Source organism: Comamonas sp. GB3 AK4-5 (genome assembly GCF_041320665.1).
Lineage (GTDB): Bacteria > Pseudomonadota > Gammaproteobacteria > Burkholderiales > Burkholderiaceae_C > Comamonas.
On the sequence record NZ_CP166730.1, the window covers coordinates 1,649,721 to 1,667,992 of the forward strand.

At 65.0% G+C, this 18,272-nt stretch carries 17 protein-coding genes; 5 read left to right on the forward strand and 12 right to left on the reverse strand.

Going from position 1 to position 18,272, the window contains the following annotated elements:
* Positions 1 to 11 precede the first annotated feature (11 nt).
* Positions 12 to 1,382: an efflux RND transporter periplasmic adaptor subunit gene (locus tag ACA027_RS07300; RefSeq protein ID WP_370681738.1), complete on the forward strand. Its 1,371-nt coding sequence runs from the start codon at positions 12 to 14 to the stop codon at positions 1,380 to 1,382.
* The gene (locus ACA027_RS07305) at positions 1,379 to 3,502 is read left to right on the forward strand and encodes an HlyD family efflux transporter periplasmic adaptor subunit (protein WP_370681739.1); all 2,124 of its coding nucleotides are present in this window, start codon (positions 1,379 to 1,381) and stop codon (positions 3,500 to 3,502) included. Before ACA027_RS07300 ends, ACA027_RS07305 begins: the two co-directional genes overlap by 4 nt.
* Before the next feature lie 121 nt (positions 3,503 to 3,623).
* Here the strand turns inward: ACA027_RS07305 and ACA027_RS07310 are convergent, their stop codons facing one another.
* The 3 genes from ACA027_RS07310 to ACA027_RS07320 form a co-directional block, all read right to left on the reverse strand.
* Positions 3,624 to 4,505 carry a plasmid replication/partition related protein gene (locus tag ACA027_RS07310; protein WP_370681740.1) on the reverse strand — a complete coding sequence of 294 codons (882 nt, stop codon included), beginning with the start codon at positions 4,503 to 4,505 and terminating at the stop codon, positions 3,624 to 3,626.
* 196 nt (positions 4,506 to 4,701) lie between these two features.
* On the reverse strand, positions 4,702 to 6,084 hold the full coding sequence (yegQ, locus tag ACA027_RS07315; protein WP_370681741.1) for a tRNA 5-hydroxyuridine modification protein YegQ: 1,383 nt from the start codon (positions 6,082 to 6,084) through the stop codon (positions 4,702 to 4,704).
* A gap of 248 nt (positions 6,085 to 6,332) precedes the next feature.
* Entirely contained in the window at positions 6,333 to 7,229 is an 897-nt protein-coding gene (locus tag ACA027_RS07320; RefSeq protein ID WP_370681742.1) for a LysR family transcriptional regulator, read from the reverse strand.
* Between the two features lie 215 nt (positions 7,230 to 7,444).
* On the opposite strand from ACA027_RS07320, the gene ACA027_RS07325 reads away from it, so the two are divergent.
* Positions 7,445 to 8,209, forward strand: coding sequence for a sulfite exporter TauE/SafE family protein (locus tag ACA027_RS07325; RefSeq protein ID WP_370681743.1), 765 nt, complete (start codon positions 7,445 to 7,447; stop codon positions 8,207 to 8,209).
* A 109-nt stretch (positions 8,210 to 8,318) separates the two neighbouring features.
* Here the strand turns inward: ACA027_RS07325 and tolA are convergent, their stop codons facing one another.
* From tolA to ACA027_RS07370, 9 genes are all read right to left on the reverse strand, one after another.
* The gene (gene tolA / locus ACA027_RS07330; protein ID WP_370681744.1) at positions 8,319 to 9,446 is read right to left on the reverse strand and encodes a cell envelope integrity protein TolA; all 1,128 of its coding nucleotides are present in this window, start codon (positions 9,444 to 9,446) and stop codon (positions 8,319 to 8,321) included.
* A 61-nt stretch (positions 9,447 to 9,507) separates the two neighbouring features.
* Positions 9,508 to 9,939, reverse strand: coding sequence for an ExbD/TolR family protein (locus tag ACA027_RS07335; protein WP_370681745.1), 432 nt, complete (start codon positions 9,937 to 9,939; stop codon positions 9,508 to 9,510).
* 16 nt (positions 9,940 to 9,955) lie between these two features.
* On the reverse strand, positions 9,956 to 10,660 hold the full coding sequence (tolQ, locus tag ACA027_RS07340; RefSeq protein WP_370681746.1) for a protein TolQ: 705 nt from the start codon (positions 10,658 to 10,660) through the stop codon (positions 9,956 to 9,958).
* A complete protein-coding gene (locus ACA027_RS07345; RefSeq protein ID WP_370681747.1) occupies positions 10,657 to 11,082 on the reverse strand; it encodes a YbgC/FadM family acyl-CoA thioesterase in 426 nt (141 codons plus the stop codon). The genes tolQ and ACA027_RS07345 overlap by 4 nt, the downstream gene beginning before the upstream one ends.
* 8 nt (positions 11,083 to 11,090) lie before the next feature.
* Positions 11,091 to 12,287 carry a pyridoxal phosphate-dependent aminotransferase gene (locus ACA027_RS07350; RefSeq protein ID WP_370681749.1) on the reverse strand — a complete coding sequence of 399 codons (1,197 nt, stop codon included), beginning with the start codon at positions 12,285 to 12,287 and terminating at the stop codon, positions 11,091 to 11,093.
* Positions 12,288 to 12,368: 81 nt separating this feature from the next.
* Entirely contained in the window at positions 12,369 to 12,908 is a 540-nt protein-coding gene (nusB, locus tag ACA027_RS07355) for a transcription antitermination factor NusB (protein WP_370681750.1), read from the reverse strand.
* Between the two features lie 3 nt (positions 12,909 to 12,911).
* Entirely contained in the window at positions 12,912 to 13,376 is a 465-nt protein-coding gene (ribH, locus tag ACA027_RS07360; RefSeq protein WP_370681751.1) for a 6,7-dimethyl-8-ribityllumazine synthase, read from the reverse strand.
* A gap of 6 nt (positions 13,377 to 13,382) precedes the next feature.
* Positions 13,383 to 14,504 carry a bifunctional 3,4-dihydroxy-2-butanone-4-phosphate synthase/GTP cyclohydrolase II gene (gene ribBA, locus ACA027_RS07365; protein WP_370681752.1) on the reverse strand — a complete coding sequence of 374 codons (1,122 nt, stop codon included), beginning with the start codon at positions 14,502 to 14,504 and terminating at the stop codon, positions 13,383 to 13,385.
* 204 nt (positions 14,505 to 14,708) lie between these two features.
* Positions 14,709 to 15,005: a 2Fe-2S iron-sulfur cluster-binding protein gene (locus ACA027_RS07370; RefSeq protein ID WP_370681753.1), complete on the reverse strand. Its 297-nt coding sequence runs from the start codon at positions 15,003 to 15,005 to the stop codon at positions 14,709 to 14,711.
* A 570-nt stretch (positions 15,006 to 15,575) separates the two neighbouring features.
* Between ACA027_RS07370 and ACA027_RS07375 the strand changes: the two genes are divergently transcribed.
* Positions 15,576 to 16,505 (forward strand): SDR family NAD(P)-dependent oxidoreductase, encoded by a 930-nt coding sequence (locus ACA027_RS07375; protein WP_370681754.1) that lies wholly within the window; start codon positions 15,576 to 15,578, stop codon positions 16,503 to 16,505.
* Positions 16,506 to 16,647: 142 nt separating this feature from the next.
* The gene (gene gshA, locus ACA027_RS07380; protein ID WP_370681755.1) at positions 16,648 to 18,177 is read left to right on the forward strand and encodes a glutamate--cysteine ligase; all 1,530 of its coding nucleotides are present in this window, start codon (positions 16,648 to 16,650) and stop codon (positions 18,175 to 18,177) included.
* The last annotated feature ends 95 nt before the right edge of the window (positions 18,178 to 18,272 follow it).

Here is an 18,272-nt window from a genome sequence, read left to right on the forward strand (position 1 = left end):
ATGATGGCGCAGTGAATGCATCGATAACAACGGGCCGCGTGCACCCTGCAGCGCTGCTGCTGGAGCTGGGCCACCGGGCCCGGCAATCTGCCACGGTGCAGGAGCTGGAGTTCCTGCTGGTCAATGACAGCCGCTTGCTGTTGCCGTATCGGCAGGCCGTGTGGTGGACGCATCAATGGGGGGTGCAGGCTCTGTCCGGCGTGGTGCAGCCGGACCGCAACGTGCCCTATGCCCAGTGGGTGGCGCAGGTCTGCCGCCATCTGGTGCAGCAGCAAAGCGCCGCCTGTGTGCTGACGGCGGTCGATCTGCCTCCCGACTTGGCGTCGCAGTGGGCGCAATGGTGGCCGGCCCATGCGGTGTGGCTGCCCATGCACCTCAAGTCCGGGGCGGGTGAGGCCGCGGCCGCAGGTGTGTTGTGGGCCGGGCCAGAGCCTGTACCGGCCGACCGCCTGCCGCTGCTGGTGGAGTGGGGAGACATGTGGATCCATGCCTGGCAGGCCCTGCAGCGTCAGCGTCTGGGTTCGCCACGCCAGTGGTGGGCACGCCTGCGACACCAGCAAACCCGGCAGGCCTGGTGGCGCCGGCCCGTGGTGTGGGCCGCGTCTGCGCTGCTGGTGCTGGCAGCCTGGCCGGTGCATTTGACGGTGTTGGCCCCCGGCGAGCTGGTGGCCGCACAGCCGGTCGTGCTGCGCGCCCCCATGGATGGGGTGGTGGAGCAGATCCATGTGCAGCCCAACGAGATGGTGCAAGAAGGTCAGCTGCTGTTCAGCCTGGACGAAGCGCAAATTGCCAGCAGGCTGGAAGTGTCGCAGCAGGCCTTGCAGACGGCCGAGGCCGAATACCGCCAGTTTGCCCAGCTGGCACTGGGCGATATGCGCTCCAAATCCCAGCTGGCGGCCCTGGCCGGCAAGATTGGGGAGCGGCGCGCCGAGCAGGCCTTTTTGACCGAACAACGCCAGCGCGCCCAGGTCCTGGCGCCGCGTGCCGGCATGGTGCTGTTTGACGCGCCCACGGAATGGATAGGCAAGCCGGTGCAGACTGGCGAGCGCGTGATGCGCATTGCACAGCCGGATGTGGTGGAGGTGGAAGCCTGGCTGCCGATTGGCGATGCCATTGCACTTCAGGTCGGTGCTCCGGTGCAGCTGTATCTGGCTGCAGACCCGCTGCAAGCCGTGCAGGCGCAGCTGCGGTATATGGCGTATGACGCCGTGGCCCGCCCGGATGGTGCCTACGCCTACCGTGTGCGTGCCGGACTGCTGCAGCCGGGTGCACAGCGCATAGGCCTCAAAGGTACGGCCAAGCTGCAAGGGGAGAAGGTCAGCCTGGCGTACTGGATGGTGCGCAAGCCCTGGGCCAGTATTCGCCAGTGGGTGGCGCTGTGATCGGGCAGCCCCAGGCCTGGCAGCCGCTGCGTGAGGAGCTGGATTTGTTGGCAGGGCCGGTGCTGGCCGATGGCCAGCCCAGTTGGACCTTGCATGACCCGGTGCGCAATCTGTTTTTTCAGCTCGATTGGGCCAGCTTTGAAGTGCTGCGCCGCTGGCATATGGCCGATGCCCAGGCCATTGCCCGTGATGTAGGGGGCCACACCACCTTGCATGTGAGCGCGGCCGATGTCGAGGTGTTGCAGCAGTTTTTGCAGGGCAATGAGTTGCTGCAACCTCCGCTGCATGGCGCTTCGGCACTGGATGCGCAGTGGCAGCGCCGGCGTGCGGGCTGGTCGCAGTGGTTGCTGCACAACTACCTGTTTTTTCGGGTGCCGCTGCTGCGCCCGGACCGCTGGCTGACACGCTGGGCACCGCGTCTGGATTTTTTGTTTCGCCCAGGCTTTTGGTGGCTGACGCTGGCCGCGTTGCTGTGGGGGCTGTGGGGCGTGGCCCGCTCCTGGGAGGTGTTTCGTGCCACCTTGGTGGACATGTGGAGCCTGCAAGGCCTGCTGGCCTATGGTGTCACGCTGCTGGGTGTGAAGTGTCTGCATGAGGTGGGCCATGGCATCACCGCCAAACGCTATGGCTGCAAGGTGCCGGCCATGGGCGTCGCTTTTTTGGTGTTGTGGCCGGTGGCCTATACCGATACCAACGAGGTCTGGAAACTGACGCGCCGCGACCAGCGCCTGAAAGTGGCCGCAGCCGGCATCACCACCGAGCTCTTGATCGCCGTATGGGCCTTGCTGGCCTGGCTGTGGCTGCCCGAGGGCTGGCCTAAGTCCTCGGCGTTTTTGCTGGCCACCACCACCTGGGTGAGCACGGTGCTGATCAATGCCAGCCCCTTCATGCGTTTTGACGGCTATTTTCTGCTGTCTGACTATTTGCAGCTGCCCAATTTGCACAGCCGTGCATTTGCCCTGGCGCGCTGGGATTTGCGCGAGCGACTGTTTGCACTGGGCGAAGCGCCACCCGAGCACTTTGGGCCCACGCGCCAGCGCCTGCTGATTGTCTTTGCCTGGGTCACATGGATTTATCGCCTGGTGCTGTTCCTGGGGATTGCGGCCCTGGTCTACCACTTCTTTATCAAGGCGGTGGGTATTTTGCTTTTTGGAGTCGAGATCTTGTGGTTCATCGCCAAACCCCTGTGGTCCGAGTTGAAAGCCTGGCACGAGCGCGGGGCGCAGATTGCACGCAGCCGGCGTGCACGCCGCAGTGCGCTGGTGTTGCTGGGCCTGTTGGCGTTGCTGGTGGTGCCTTGGCCGGTGCCGGTGCACAGCAGCGGCATGCTGCAAGCCACTGCGCAGTGGCAGCTGCATGCGCCCGAGGCCGCGCAACTGGTGCAAAAGCCCCTGGACGAGGGCAGCTTGGTGACGGCGGACACCCACCTGTTTGCCCTGGCATCGCCGGTGCTGCAGGCCGCGGCCCTGAGCAACCAGGCGCGTTTGCAGCAGGTGGTGCAGCAATCGGCCGCAGCAGGCATGGATGGCGAGCTGCGGCGGGATTGGCAAGTCTGGCAGGACCGCCAGGCCGAAGCCCTGGCGCAGCAGGCCGCCTTGGACGCCGATGCGGCGCGCTACCAGGTGCAGGCTGGCGGCAGCGGGATGCTGCGCGATGTGGACCCGGATTTGCAAGCCGGTGCATGGCTGGCCCGCAGAGAGCTGCTGGGCCGTGTTGTGGACACGCAGCGCCTGGAGGTGGTGGCCTATGTTGAGGAGCAAGCGTTACACCGCATACGGCCGGGCGATAGCGGGTTGTTCATCACCGAAGGATCTGGCAGCAAGACCCTGGCGTTGCGCGTGCGCAGCATCGACCAAGATGCCAGCCGCAGCTTGAATGAAGGCGCACTGGCCGCACCGGCCGGCGGCAATGTGCCGGTGCGCAGCCAGCAAGAGATTCTCTACCCCGAGCAGCCGGTGTACCGAGTGGTGTTGGACGTGGTGCCGGGCGAGGCCCTTCCTGCCTGGGCGGGCCAGCATCGCTGGCGTGGCCGGGTCAGCATACGGGGCGCTTGGGAGGCCCCCAGTGCGCAGTTTGTGCGCAGCGCCGCCAGCGTGTTCTGGCGTGAGGCGGGGTTTTAGAACCGCTCACACAAGCCTCGATACGTCGTTGCTCAGCCTTGTCGTACGAGGTGTACTGCCTACGGCCTCACGCCTCGTCTCGACCGCAAACCTATGGTTTGCTGGGTTGTGTGAGCGGCTCTTAAGCTTGCTCGGCCAGCAGCTCCTGTAGCGTCTTGACCTGCAGGCGCAGGCGCTCGTTCTCGGCTTCCAGCTCGGTCACGCGGGCCTGCAGTTCTTCGGCCGATGCGGGCGCAGCGGCCTCTGCACCGTCCTCGGTCATGGGCTTTTCGGCTTTGTCTGCTTTCGGCTTTTTCTTGGCGTCGCGCACGCGCTTGGCGCCTTGCTTCAGGCCGTCGGCGCCTTCGGCGGCCATGGCCTGCTGCTCTTCCAGGGGCAGGGTGGCGACCACGGCGGCGGCGTTCAGTGTCAGCTCGCCGGCGCGCACGGCGGCCACCACTTCGGGGGCGGCCTTTTCCTGGATGGTTTCAATCATCTTCACCTGGCCGGCGGACAGGCGTGCGGCGCGGGCCAGGGCTTCGCGGGTGTCCAGGGCCTGCTCGGGCACCTTGGGTACATTGGCCAGGGCCTGGGCCACCACGGGGTCGGTATCGCCTTCCCAGGGGGCTTCGCTGGCGGCTTCACCAGCGCCGGCCTTGGCGGCATTCACGGCAGCAGCGGCAGCGGCGCGGCGCTCGGCAATGATTTCGCGCTTGCGCAGGGCCAGCACACCGCGCTGAAAGTCGGAGACGGAGCGACGGCCCAGGTGCTGGTCGATCATCCACAGGTGGATGTCTTCCATGTTCTGAAAGCGCTCGTTCTGTATGGTCTTGAAGGGCAGACCGTGCTTTTGGCAGATGCCGAAGCGGTTGTGGCCGTCCACCAGGATGTTGCCCCACAGCACCAGCGCATCGCGGCAGCCTTCGTCGAGGATGCTGCGCTCCAGCGCCTCATGTTCGTCGGGGGTCAGGGGGTCGATATAGGCCTTGAGTTCGGGCAGAACCTGGATTTCTTCGGGATTCACTTGTCGTTCCTTGTCTTCAGGCAAATTCAGGCAAAAAGAGCTAAAGGCCCCGCAGGGCCTTTAAAAACAGGAGCATATCCAGCCTATATGCTGCGGGTTTCAAATGTGTTTCATACTGAAAACCGCCGTGTATAAGCGCAGATAGCTATGGTTCTAGAGCGTGTTTACGACCTCCGTAGAGATCGTAAACACGCTCTTACGCTTGCTCGGGCTGCAGCAAGCGGGCGATCAGCGCCCCTTCCCACGGGCCTTCCAGGGGCACGCGCACACGGATGGGGTTGCCCTGGGCCACTTGCACCGGCGCGCCTTCCAGATTGAACATCTGCGTGAGCTTGACGGTGCGGTTGCCGCTGGGGTGGATGACCTCTATGGTATCGCCCACGGCAAAGCGGTTCATGGTTTCGATCTCCACCATGCCGTTTTCATAGCCACGCACCTGGCCCACAAAGTGGCTGCGCTGCAGCACCGAGGTGCCGGTTTCGTAGTTCTGGTAGTCGTTGGCGGGGCGGCGCTCCAGCAGGCCGCCGGTGTAGCCACGGTTGGCCAGGCCTTCGAGCTCGGTGATCAGATGCGGGTTGAAGGGGCGACCAGCCGCGGCGTCATCGATGGCGCGGCGGTAGGTTTGCGCGGTGCGGGCCACGTAGTACAGGCTCTTGGTGCGGCCCTCGATCTTGAGCGAATCCACACCGATCTTGGTCAGGCGCTCCACATGCTCGATGGCGCGCAAGTCCTTGGAGTTCATGATGTAGGTGCCATGCTCATCTTCCATGATGGGCATCATCTCGCCGGGCCGGCCTTTTTCTTCCAGCAGGTAGATGGCGTCGGCCTTGGGGTGGCGGTTGCCGTCGCCGCAGGTGCTGGTGAACTGGTTGTCCAGATCGTTCTTGGCGTCTTCAAAGTTGAAGCCCGCTTCCATACTCTGGCCCAGGGCCTCGCCGGTGTTGGGGTCGACCTGCGCGTCATGCGTTTTGTAGTCCCAGCGGCAGGCATTGGTGCAAGTGCCCTGGTTGGGGTCGCGGCGGTTGAAGTAGCCCGAGAGCAGGCAGCGGCCGGAGTAGGCAATGCACAGCGCGCCGTGCACAAACACTTCCAGCTCCATATCGGGGCATTCCTGGCGGATTTTTTCGATCTCGTCCAGGCTCAGCTCGCGCGAGAGGATGATGCGCTCCACGCCCATCTTCTGCCAGAACTTGACGGTGGCGTAGTTGGTGGTGTTGGCCTGCACGGACAGGTGAATCACCGCCTCGGGCCATTTTTCCTTGACCATCATGATCAGGCCGGGGTCGGCCATGATCAGTGCGTCGGGCTTCATCGCGATGATGGGCTCGATGTCGCGCAGATAGGTGCGGATCTTGTCGTTGTGCGCAATGACGTTGCTGGTCAGAAAGAACTTCTTGCCACGCTGGTGCGCCTCTTGAATGCCCTGGGCGATCTGCTCCAGGCGGAACTCGTTGTTGCGCGCGCGCAGGGAGTAGCGCGGCTGGCCGGCGTAGACGGCATCGGCGCCAAAGTCATAGGCAGCGCGCATCTTGTCGAGCGAGCCGGCCGGCAGCAGCAGTTCGGGGGCTTTGAGGGTCATGATGGGGCGTATTGTCCTAGAACTTGGATGACCCCCTGAGCGGCGATGCCGCTTCCCCCTGGAAGGGGGACGACAGCCTCGCTGCGGGGCGGCCCTTGCTCGCTGTCCCTGGCTTGGGCGGCGTCAGTTTTATAGGGTGTGAGCGGTACTGAACAGGTAGCAGTTCATGGTACCCCCATGGGCACTTTGGGGATGGGTTCGTACATGGCTTTCCGGGCCCGTATGTCTGGGGCGCAGGCCATGGACGCTTAGGCAGCTTGGGCCTGTTCCTGCAGGTGTTCCAGCAGCAGCTGGGCATGGGCCGGCAACTGCACACCGGGCCGGGTACACAGCAGCAACTGGCGCTGGGCCCAGGCGTCCTGCAGGGCGACGGCACGGGCGCCGCTGCGGCTGGCATGGCGGCGGGCTGCGGATGCTGGCAGCACGGCCACGCCGGTGCCCTGGCCCACCAGCTGGCAAATGCTGTCGAACTGCTGCAGCTGCACCCGCCAGCGCAGCGGCCGGCCTAGGAGCGTGGCCTGCTTCTGCACCAGGGCCTGTAGGGCCGAGCCGCGTGGCAGCCCAATCCAGTCCTCTGTGAGCAGCTCCGAAAGCCGCAGCGATACGCGCCGCGTCAGCGCGTGGCCGGCCGGCAGCACCACTACCAGCGGATCGGGGCGCCAGGGCCTGGCATCCAGGCCGCTGGCATCCACGGCATCGCAGGCAATGCCCATGTCGCACAGGCCTTGGCGCAGACCATCCATGACGGCCTCGCTGCGATGCTCCTGCAGCTCCAGGGCCACGCGGGGCTGGGCCTGCAAAAAGCCGGCCACGGCCAGTGGCAGGTGTTCGGCCACGGCCGAGGTGTTGCCGCGTACCCGCACCTGGCCGGCCAGGCCATTGCCGAAGTCGGCCAGATCGCCACGCAGCTGCTCCATCTGCTGCAGCACCTGGCGCGCATGCAGGCCCAGGGAGTGGCCGGCCGCCGTGGGGCGCACGCCACGCGCGCCGCGCTCCAGCAGCGGAGCGCCCAGCTGGGCCTCCATGCCCCGCACGCGCTCGCTGGCCGAGGCGAGGGTCATATGTGACAGGCCTGCCGCGGCCGTGAGCGTGCCGCTGTCCAGGATATGGACAAACAGTTGCAAATCGGTGAGGTCAAAGCGCATGGCGGGTTTTCCAGGGCATTGGGGTCAGGGAGTGGCTCAGGTATAGCCTGAGTCTGGCTGCAGCAATTCCACATTGTGCATCTATGGCCATACACAGAAGAATAAGGCATTGCGTGATTGAATTTAGGAGTGCTGCAGATGGGAAAGGTTCAGTTTGAAACGAAGGCTTACAGTGATGCTGTTCGGCGATGGCCGCCAGCATGTGGAGCGCAGGCATGAGCGCCGATTTCCCCGCGCTGGCGTGGCCGCTGCTGGCGGCGGCCGCGGTGTTTGCCCTGGCCGGCGTGGTCAAGGGCGTGGTCGGTCTGGGCCTGCCCACGGTGTCCATGGCGCTGCTGGCGCTGTTCATGTCCACGGGCCAGGCTGCGGCCTGGTTGTTGCTGCCCTCTTTGGTGACGAATCTGCTGCAGATGCGGCCCATGGGGCAGCTGGGGCCGGTGTGGCGCCTGCTGTGGCCCATGCAGCTGGGCGTGGTGGCCGGCACCTTGGGTGGGGTTTGGTATTGGGGGCCACTGGGTGAGATGGCCGCTGCCCGCCAACTGCTGGGGGCAGCGTTGCTGGTCTATGCCTTGTGGGGCTTATGGGGCCGCAGCATCACCATCGCGGCCCGCCACCAGCGCTGGCTGGGGGGCGTGGTGGGCTTGGTGACGGGAGCCATCACCGCCTTGACCGGGGTGTTTGTGATGCCGGGCGTGCCCTATCTGCAGGCCTTGCAGCTGCCGCGCGCTGCGCTGATGCAGGCCATGGGCCTGAACTTCACGGTCTCCACCTTGGCGCTGGGCCTGGGGTTGAGCGGGCTGGCCGGTGGCAGTGCGCAGCTGGATGCCACGGCGCTGTGGGCCTCTGCCGCCATGCTGCCGCCGGTGCTGCTGGGCATGCGCTGGGGAGAGCGGCTGCGCAGCAGCCTGTCTGCAGCCATGTTCAAGCGGGTGCTGATGCTGAGCTTGTTGGGGCTGGGGGCTTATATGTTGATGCCCTGACAGCTGATTTTCACGCTCGAATGAAGCTGCAACGCAGAAGGTCGATTCCGAGGCTGGGGCGAATTCCTGGCCTCGGAACATCACTTCGCTATGGCTTTCTATAGCCGCGTCAATCCTGCGGCCGGAACCCAATCACCAGAGTGGAGGGTACGCGGCCATCCACATCCTTGGGCAGGTTTTCGGTCTTGTGCAGGGCGCGCACCACGGCGTCGTCCCAGGCCTTGTTGCCGCTGGACTTGGTCAGGCGCACGCTGGTGATGTCGCCGCCGGGGGCGGTGCGCACTTCCACCTCGGCGCGTGGGTTGCCGCTGATGGCGTCGGGGTAGACGATGTTGGGCTTGACCTTGGCCGCCACCTTGGCACCGTAGCCGGCCGAGGGGCCGCTGCCGCCGCCGGCACCCGTGCCAGCCCCTGCGCCACTGCCCCCGCCCTTGCCGGCATTGGGGCCGCTGCTGCGCTCGGCCGAGCCATTGCCGCCGGAACCGGCAAGACCGGCCATGCGGCGCAGATTGTCCTGGCGCATTTTTTCCGCAGCGGCGGCGTCCTTGGCGGCTTGCTCTTTTTTCTTCTTCTCGTCTGCGGCTTTTTTCTGGGCGTCGGCCTTGTCCTGTTTGGCCTGTTCGGCCTTGTCGGCTTTTTCCTTTTCCAGGCGTTCCTTGCGCTCTTGCTCGGCCTTTTCCTTTTTCTCCTTGTCCTTCAGGAGCTTTTCTTTTTCGGCCTTCTCCGCTTTCTCGGCTTTTTCTTTTTCCAGGCGGTCCTTGCGCTCCTGCTCCAGCTTTTCTTTTTTCTCTTTTTCCTTTTGCTGCTTGGCCTGTTCCGCCTTCTCGGCCTTTTCCTTGGCCAGGCGTTCTTCCAGCTCGTGCTTGGCCTTCAGGTCCTGCTGGCGCTTTTTCTCCAGCGCCAGCTCGGCCTCATGGGCTTGTTGGGCGGCTTGCAGCTGCTGGGGCGTGGGCTGGGGTGGTGTCACCACGGGCTCGGGTTCTGGCGGGGGCTTGATGGGCTCCGGTTCGGGTTCGGGCTGGGGAGGGGGCGTGGGTGCCTGCGGGGCCGCCTGGGTGGGCATTTCGGACCACAGCTCGGCCTCCACGGCGGCCTCGTCCACGGCCTTGGGCGGGTGCACCGTCCACAGCAGCGCCACGAGCAGCAGAATATGCGCCGCCAGCGCCATCAGCCAGGCACGCAGGTACTTGGAGCGGGGAGGCGGGGCAAACAGGTCGTGGTCGTGGCGGGAGGACATGGAATCGGGGTGCGGTGCTAAAGGTTGCGGGCCATGGGGCTAGGCGGTGTGGGCCCGAGGGTCACTTGCCGGCGGCGGACTTCACGCCCAGGGCCACGCGCTTGACGCCGGCTTTCTGGAGTTCGCCCATGGCGTTGACCACGGTTTCATAGGTCAGGGTCTTGTCGGCCTGGATCATGACGGCGCTGTCTTCGGGCTGGTCGGCCTGCCAGCTGGCGGCGGCGGCGCCCAGCTCGGGCAGGCTCAGGCTCTGCTCGCCGTTGGGCGTTTTCAGGCGCACCGTGCCGTCCTTGTCGATCAGCACATGGGCCACATGTTGCACCGCGGGCTTGCTGGACTTGCCGGCGCTGGGCACGTTGATGGAGCCCGGCGTGAGCATGGGGGCCGTGACCATGAAGATGATCAGCAGCACCAGCATCACGTCGATGAAGGGCACCATATTGATTTCGTTGACGGTGCGGCGGCCTTTGCCGCGGGAGCGCATTGCGGACATGGGGTGGCGCTCCTGCTCAATGGCCGGACGCGGTGCTGCTGCCCACGCCGCTCACATTGCGCTGCAGGATGTTGGAGAACTCTTCGATGAAGGTTTCCTGCTGGCTGGCGATGCGGTCGATCTTGTGGGCGTAGCGGTTGTAGGCCGTCACGGCGGGAATGGCGGCGAACAGGCCCATGGCCGTGGCCACCAGGGCTTCGGCAATGCCGGGGGCCACGGTGGCCAGGGTGATCTGCTCCATATTGGCAAAGCCGGTGAAGGCGTGCATCACACCCCACACGGTGCCGAACAGACCCACATAGGGCGAGACCGAGGCCACGGTGCCCAGAAAGGGCAGGCCGGATTCGATCTCATCCATCTCGCGCTGGAAGCTGGCGCGCATGGCGCGGCGTGTGCCGTCCATCAAGGTGTCGGCATTGGTGATGCGGCGCTCACGCAGCTTTTGGTATTCGCGCATGCCGCTGGCAAAAACGCGCTCCATGGGGCCGCCGGTCTTGGCGTTGCGTGTGGCGCTGATGTACAGGTCGTTGAGGCTGGTGCCGGACCAAAAGTCTTGCTCGAAGCCCTCGTTCTGCGCGCGCACCTTGTTGAGCGTCTGCATCTTGCGAAAGATCATGGCCCAGCTGGCCACGGAGGCCGCCACCAGGATCAGCATGACGAGTTGGACCACCCAGCTGGCTTGCAGCACCAGGTGGAGGATGGACATGTCTTGGTTGTTCATGAAAGTTGTTCCAGGATGCTGGCGGGGATGCGGGCGGGGCGCATGCTGGTGGCATCGACCCAGCCAATGCGGATGCGGCCTTCACTTAACAGTTGGGGCTGGTCATCGGATGACACCGCGTGTTGTAACAAAGCTTGTTGGCTCAGAGTGATGGAGGCGCGGCCGGCCGACTCCAGCTGGGCCGTGACCCAGAGCTGGTCGTCCAGCCGTGCCGGGGCAGCATAGTGCACCGAGGCATGGGTTACGACAAAGATGCCGCCGGTTTGTTCCCGCAGTTTTTGCTGCTCAATGCCCAGGGCGCGCAGCCATTCGGTGCGCGCACGCTCATAAAAATGCAGCATCTTGCTGGGGTGGACCAGGCCGCGGCCGTCGGTGTCCTCCCAGTAGATGCGCAGGGGGAAGCGAAAGACGGGAGATTGCATTGCCTGCATCAGCCCAGCAGCTTTTCCATGCGGGCCACGGCTTCTTGCAGCTGGGCCATGGAGTTGGCGGTGGAAAAGCGGATGTGGCGTGCGGTGTCTGCCGTACCAAAGTCACGGCCGGGTGTGGCCGCGATATGGGCTTGCTGCAAGAGCGCGTGGGCAAAGTCCCAGCTGCAGTTGCTGCCCGCCGCCACGCCCAGCTTGTGGGCCACGGGGGCGCAGTCGGCCCAGGCGTAGAAAGCGCCGTCGGGCATGACGGGCACGGACAGACCCAGGCGATTGAGCTCGGGCAGAAAGTAGTCGCGCCTGGCCTTGAATTCGGCGCGGCGGCGTTCGAACTCGGCAATGCTCTCGGGGGCAAAACAGGCCAGGGCCGCATGCTGGGAGATGGTGGAGGCGCAGATGAACAGGTTTTGCGCCAGACGCTCCACCACGGGCACCATGGCATCGGGCACCACCATCCAGCCCAGGCGCCAGCCTGTCATATTGAAGTATTTGCTGAAGCTGTTGATGCTGATGATGCTGTCATCCATCGCCAGCGCGGTCTGGCCGAAGGCGTCGTCATAGGACAGGCCCAGGTAGATTTCATCGACGATGGTGATGCCGTTCCTGGCCTTGACCACCTCGTGGATGCGGCGCAGCTCGGCCGGGTCAATCGAGGTGCCCGTGGGATTGGAGGGCGATGCCAGCAGCACGCCACGGGTCTTGTCGCCCCAATGGGCTTGTACCTGGTCCGCGCTGAGCTGAAAGCGATCGGCAGCGCCGGACGGAATCAGCTTGGCCACGCCCTCGGCCGCACTGACAAAGTGGCGGTTGCAGGGGTAGCTGGGGTCGGGCATCAGGATTTCATCGCCGGCCTCGATCAGGGCCAGGCAGGCCAGCTGCAGCGCGGCGCTGGCACCGGCCGTGACCACGATGCGGCGGGCCGGCACCGCCACGCCAAAGCGGCTGGCATACCAGCCACTGATGGCTTCGCGCAGCGGCTCCAGGCCCAGGGCATTGGTGTATTGCGTGGCCCCGCTGGCGATGGCGCGGGCGGCGGCTTCTTGCACCAGCGGCGGCGCGGTGAAATCGGGCTCGCCAATGTTCAGAAAGATGACGGGCCGGTCGGTGTGGGCCACTTCGCGGGCCATGGCCTGGGCGGCCTTGGCCACCTCCATCACGTAAAACGGTTCGATGCGTTGCGCGCGCGTGGAAAACTGCATGGGCTCTTCAAAGAGCGGCGGGGCCGCAGGAGAACAAGAAAAAAGGCAGCGTTCCGGGGAAGGCTGCCTGGGAGGCGGGGCTCAGTCCTGTGCAGGCTTGCCGGCCTTGTCGGCGGCCACTTCCTGCGGGCGCAAGGTGGGAGCCAGGGCGTGGAGCACACCGTTGACATATTTGTGGCCGTCGGTGCCGCCGAATTCCTTGGTCAGCTCGATGCTCTCGTTGAGCACCACGCGCCAGGGCACATCGGGGCAATGCAGGAACTCGTAGACGCCAATCCACATGCAGGCGTGCTCGATGGGCGAGAGCTCTTCCAGGCGGCGGTCCAGCTGGGGGGCGATCAAGGCGTTCAGGTCTTCGGCCGTGTCGATGCAGCCATGCAGCAGCGCGTCGTAATGGGCCGCGTCGCATTTGTGAAAGCCGGCCAGATCGCGCGTGAACATATCGATGGCCGTGGCGTCGTTGCCGCCCACCAGATGCTGGTAGAGCGCCTGCAGCGCGAATTCACGCGAGCGGCTGCGGGTGGACTTGGAAGAGGCCTTGCGCACGCCGGTGCTGGTCAGGCCTTTGCGGTTCTGACGGGGGCGGCCTGGGGTCGGGGTGGATTGGTTGTCGTCGCTCATGGCTTATTTCAAGGTGCGGAGCAGGCAGGCCATTTCGACGGCTACGCGGGCAGCGTCGGCGCCTTTTTCGGTCTGGCGGGCAATCGCCTGCTCCAGGTTCTCGGTGGTGATGATTGCGTTGGCAATCGGCAGTTGGTGGTCCAGGCTCAGGCGGGTCACGCCGGCCCCCGATTCATTGGCCACCAGCTCGAAGTGGTAGGTTTCGCCGCGGATGATGCAGCCCAGTGCCACCAGGGCGTCGTAGCGGCCGCTGCGGGCCAGGGCCTGCAGGGCCACGGGCACTTCCAGGGCGCCGGGCACCAGCACATGGTCTATGGACTCGGTCGCCACGCCCAGCTCCAGCAGGGTCTGGGTGCAGGCCTGGTTCAGGGCGTTGGTGATGCTTTCGTTCCAGCGTGCCTGGACGATGCCAATGCGCAGTCCCTGGCCGTTCAGTTCGGTGGCATGGCCTTTTTCAGCGTGCAGCATGGGGCTTTATTCCTTGGTGATGTATCCGGTGATTTCCAGGCCGTATCCGGCCATGCTGGGCATGCGGCGGGGCTGGCCCAGCAGCTTCATTTTGTGCACACCCACTTCGCGCAGGATTTGGGCGCCCACGCCATAGGTGCGCAGGTCCATGCGGCCGCGCTCGGGCGCCTGGGCTGCGCGGGCCTTGCCCTCGAACTGCTCCAGCAGCTGGGAGGCGCTTTCGTCGCAGTTCAGCAGCACGGCCACGCCCTGGCCTTGTTGGTTCAGGTATTGCAAGCTGGTGTCCAGGCCCCAGGAATGCATGGAGCGGTTGACTTCCAGCATGTCCAGCACGGACAGGGGCTCGTGCACGCGCACCGGCACTTCGTCGGTTTCGCTCCAGCTGCCTTTGACCAGGGCCAGGTGCACGGCGTTGCTGGGCTTGTCGCGGAAGGCGTGGCAGATGAATTCGCCGTAAGGCGTTTGCATGGGGCGGCTGCCCACCTGCTCCAGCAGCGATTCGGTGCGGCTGCGGTACTGGATCAGGTCGGCAATGGTGCCGATCTTCAGGCCATGCTCGGCGGCAAACAGCTGCAGATCGGGCAGGCGGGCCATGGTGCCGTCGTCCTTCATGATCTCGCAGATCACGGCCGAGGGGCTGCAGCCGGCCATGCCGGCCAGATCGCAGCCGGCTTCGGTGTGGCCGGCGCGGATCAGCACGCCGCCATCGACGGCTTGCAGCGGGAAGATATGGCCGGGCTGCACCAGATCGGAGGGCTGGGCATGCTTGGCCACGGCGGCTTGCACGGTGCGGGCGCGGTCGGCAGCGGAGATGCCGGTGGTCACGCCTTCGGCAGCCTCGATGGAGACGGTGAAGGCCGTGCTGTAGACGGTGCCGTTGCGTGCCGCCATGGGGGGCAGCTTGAGGAATTCGCAGCGCTCACGGGTGAGCGTCAGGCAGATCAGGCCACGGCCGAACTTGGCCATGAAGTTGATGGCTTCGGGCGTGACATGGTCGGAAGCCAGGACGAGGTCGCCCTCGTTCTCACGGTCTTCCTCATCGACCAGAATGACCATGCGGCCGGCGCGCATTTCGGCCACGATGTCTTCCACGGGCGAAATCGGCACGGGGTTCAGGGGAGAGTTCATGGGAGCGGTTTCCTTGGGGTCCTGTGCATGCGGCGGCAATGTGCCCGCAGCGTCCTGCGTAGGGGCTGGTTGCAGGACACCCCCCAAAGAACGCGATGCGGGCGCTTTTATGCATTCTCTGCCGCATGGGAGCGGGCGCCGGATGGTGCCTGACTCCGAAGCTGGGCATTTTAGTCCAGCGGCAGCATCCATGCGGCGGAGGTCTCAGTTTTGGGGGTCTTGCAGCACCACGTCGCCGTTGGGAATGGCCACGCAGGGCAGCACACAGCCTTGTTCTTTTTCCTCGGGGCTGAGGCCAGGCCACTCCACGGCGTAGTGCACGCTACCGGACACCAACTGTCCCAGGCAGGTGCGGCAGGTGCCGTTGCGGCAGGAGCTGGGCCAGTCCAGGCCGCCTTGTTCCATGGAGTCCAGCAGCGACTGGTCGGCCCAGGCATCGCATTGCTGGCCGCTGGGTGAGAGGGTGGCAGTAAAAAACGGGGGGGCGAATTCGGAACTCATAAGACTTCAAGCATGCTGGGCCCGGCGGGCCCCAACGCGCATTGTGGCCCAGCGGTCATTGCCGGGAGGCCGGGCAAAGCAGCGCGACCTGGGGTGGGGTGATCTGCCTAAAAAACAGGCATGGCAAGCGAGGGCATGTGAAATCAATGACTTAGCAGCCTGGATTTGGGCGCTTACGGAGTTGTCCACAAACTTTTCCAACGAGATTGGTGACAACTTTGTCAGTGTGATGACGTGCTTAAAAAATATGCAAAAAGAAAAAGCAATTACAAAACAATGACTTGAAGACTAATTTCAAAACTGTGCATGGCTTATCCACAGGGCTTTGCGCAGCGGATGGGGATAAGTCCTGTGTGCGAGCGCCTTGCTGCCGGCATGGGCCGGGCCCGCACCGCAAGCGGTGGTTTCGTGTGGTGCTGGTGCGCTGCAGCAAGCGCCCGGCAGTCGCCTGGGCAACTGCAGGCGTGGGGCAGGGCGCGTAGAGTCGCAGGCCAACAGCGGGGCTGGCGACGGTGTTTGTGGCTTGCCGGCCCGGCTTTTATTCCAATGACCCAGTGAGGAGACTTCAGCATGCAAACCCAGGCGCAGGAACTGGAATTTCACGGCCGCGTGGCCATTGTCACCGGCGCAGGTGGCGGGCTGGGGCGCCAGCATGCGCTGGCACTGGCGCGTCGGGGCGCCAAGGTTTTGGTGAATGATCTGGGCGGCACGCTGGATGGCAGCGGTGGCTCGGTCAGCGCCGCACAGGCCGTGGTGGATGAAATCCGCGCCGCCGGTGGCGAGGCCCTGGCCAATGCTGCCTCGGTGACCGATTTCGCCGCCGTGCAAGCCATGGTGCAGCAGGCGGTCGATGCCTGGGGCCGAGTGGACATCCTGGTCAACAACGCCGGCATCCTGCGCGACAAAAGCTTTGCCAAGATGGACATGGACGACTTTCGCCTGGTGGTGGAGGTGCATCTGATGGGGGCTGCGCATTGCTGCAAGGCGGTCTGGCCACAGATGCAGGCCCAGAACTACGGTCGCATCGTGATGACGACTTCTTCCTCGGGTCTGTATGGCAACTTTGGCCAGAGCAACTATGGCGCGGCCAAGCTGGCCCAGGTGGGGTTGATGCAGACCCTGGCCATAGAGGGCGCCAAACATGACATCCGGGTGAATGCCCTGGCCCCCACCGCCGCGACCCGCATGACCGAGGGACTGATGAGCGCGGAAGTGCTGGCTGCACTGCAACCCGAGGCCGTGGTGCCCGCCATGCTGGTGCTGGCCCATGACAGTGCGCCCACGCGCACCATCTTGTGTGCAGGCGCCGGGGCTTTTGAGGCCGCGCACATCACGCTGACCCAGGGCGTGTTCCTGGGAACGGGTGAGACGGTGCCCGCGCAATTGGCGGCTGCCTTGCCCCAGGTGCTGGATCCGGCGCAGCAGCAGGTGCCGCAAAGCGGCCAGGCCCAGACCCAGCTGGAAGTGGGCAAGGCCCTAAACCAGGTCGGCCAACGCTGACGTGCCAGTGCCCGACTGACCCAGTCAGGGCATGGTTAAGGGCTGGGTCAAGGCGGCGTTGCTAGCATTTCTCTATCATCGGCGACCCGTGGCCCGCATGCTAAGTTCGGGCACCGTCACACGGCCAACCACCAGAGACAGAATGAATTACAACGCCGCTCTTACCCTTCCCGACACCCAGCGCCTGGCCGGCATTCGCCGCGGCATTGAAAAGGAAGGGTTGCGTGCATTGGTCAATGGTGCACTGGCCCTGACCCCGCACCCCACCGCCCTGGGGGCGGCGCTGACCCATCCGCACATCACCACCGACTTCAGCGAATCGCAGCTGGAGCTGATCACCGGCGCCCACCTGGGGGTGGAGGACTGCCTGGAAGAGCTGCGCCGCACCCACCAGTTTGTGCTGCGCACGCTGACGGCCCAGTGCGAGCCCGAGCTGATGTGGGCCTCCAGCATGCCTTGCGGCCTGCCCACGGACGAAACCATTCCGTTGGGCCGCTACGGCAGCTCGCATGTGGGCCGCTCCAAAAGCGTCTACCGCATGGGCCTGGGCCATCGCTACGGCCGTCGCATGCAGACCATCTCGGGCATTCACTACAACTGGTCCATGCCCGGCATCCGCAGCGAGGAATATTTCTCGCTGATCCGTAATTTCCGTCGCCACGCCTTTGTGTTGCTCTATCTCTATGGTGCATCGCCGGCGCTGTCGCCCTGTTTTGTCGAGGGGCGTCAGCACCAGCTGCAGCCCATGGGCCATGAGGGAAAGGCCTTTTACCTGCCCCATGCCACCTCGCTGCGCATGGGGCGTCTGGGCTACCAAAGCGATGCCCAGGCCTCCATCAACGTCAGCTACAACGGGCTGGAAGGCTATGCCAACTCCCTATATGACGCGCTGACGCGCCCCTATCCTGCCTACCAGTTGGTGGGCGTGCGCAACCCCGGCGGTGACTACAACCAACTGGGCACCAGCCTGCTGCAGATCGAAAACGAGTTTTACGGCACCATCCGCCCCAAGCGCATGGTGAAAAGCGGCGAGCGCCCGCTGCATGCGCTGCGCGAGCGCGGCGTGGAATATGTCGAAGTGCGTTTGATGGACATTGATCCTTATGAGGATGTGGGCATCCACGGCAGCACCATGCGCATGCTGGACGTGTTCCTGCTGCACTGCCTGCTCAGCGACAGCCCGCCGGACTCGCCCCAGGAAATCGCCGACATCAAGCACAACCAGCATCTGGCAGCCGAGCGGGGGCGCGAGCCTGGGCTGCGCCTGCTGCGTGGTGGCCGAGAGGTAGAGCTGGCTGCCTGGGCCGATGAAGTGCTGCAGGCCTGTCGCCCGATTGCCGAGGCTCTGGACCAGGTGCATGGAACCCAGGACTACAGCGCGGCGCTGCAGCTGGCCCTGACCCGTGTGCAGGACAGCCAGCAAACCCCGTCGGCACGGGTGTTGCACGACATGGAGCACGACTTCGGCAACCAGTTCAATGCCTTTGGCCTGGCACGTTCGCAGTGGGTGCGCGACCAGTTGCTGGCCCGCCCATGGGCCGAGGGTGACGAGGCGCAGTTCCGGGCCTGGGCGGCCGAGTCGCTGCAGGCACAGCGCGCCATCGAGGTGGCCACCGTGGGCAGCTTTGAGGATTGGCGCCAGCATTACATGGCGGCGCAACAGCTGGGGTGACACCCCCTGAGGCGCTGCGCGCCTTCCCCCTCTCTCTCGCTACGCGAGGGAGGGGGACGACACCAGCGCGGCGGGGCGGCCCTTGCGCGGTGTCT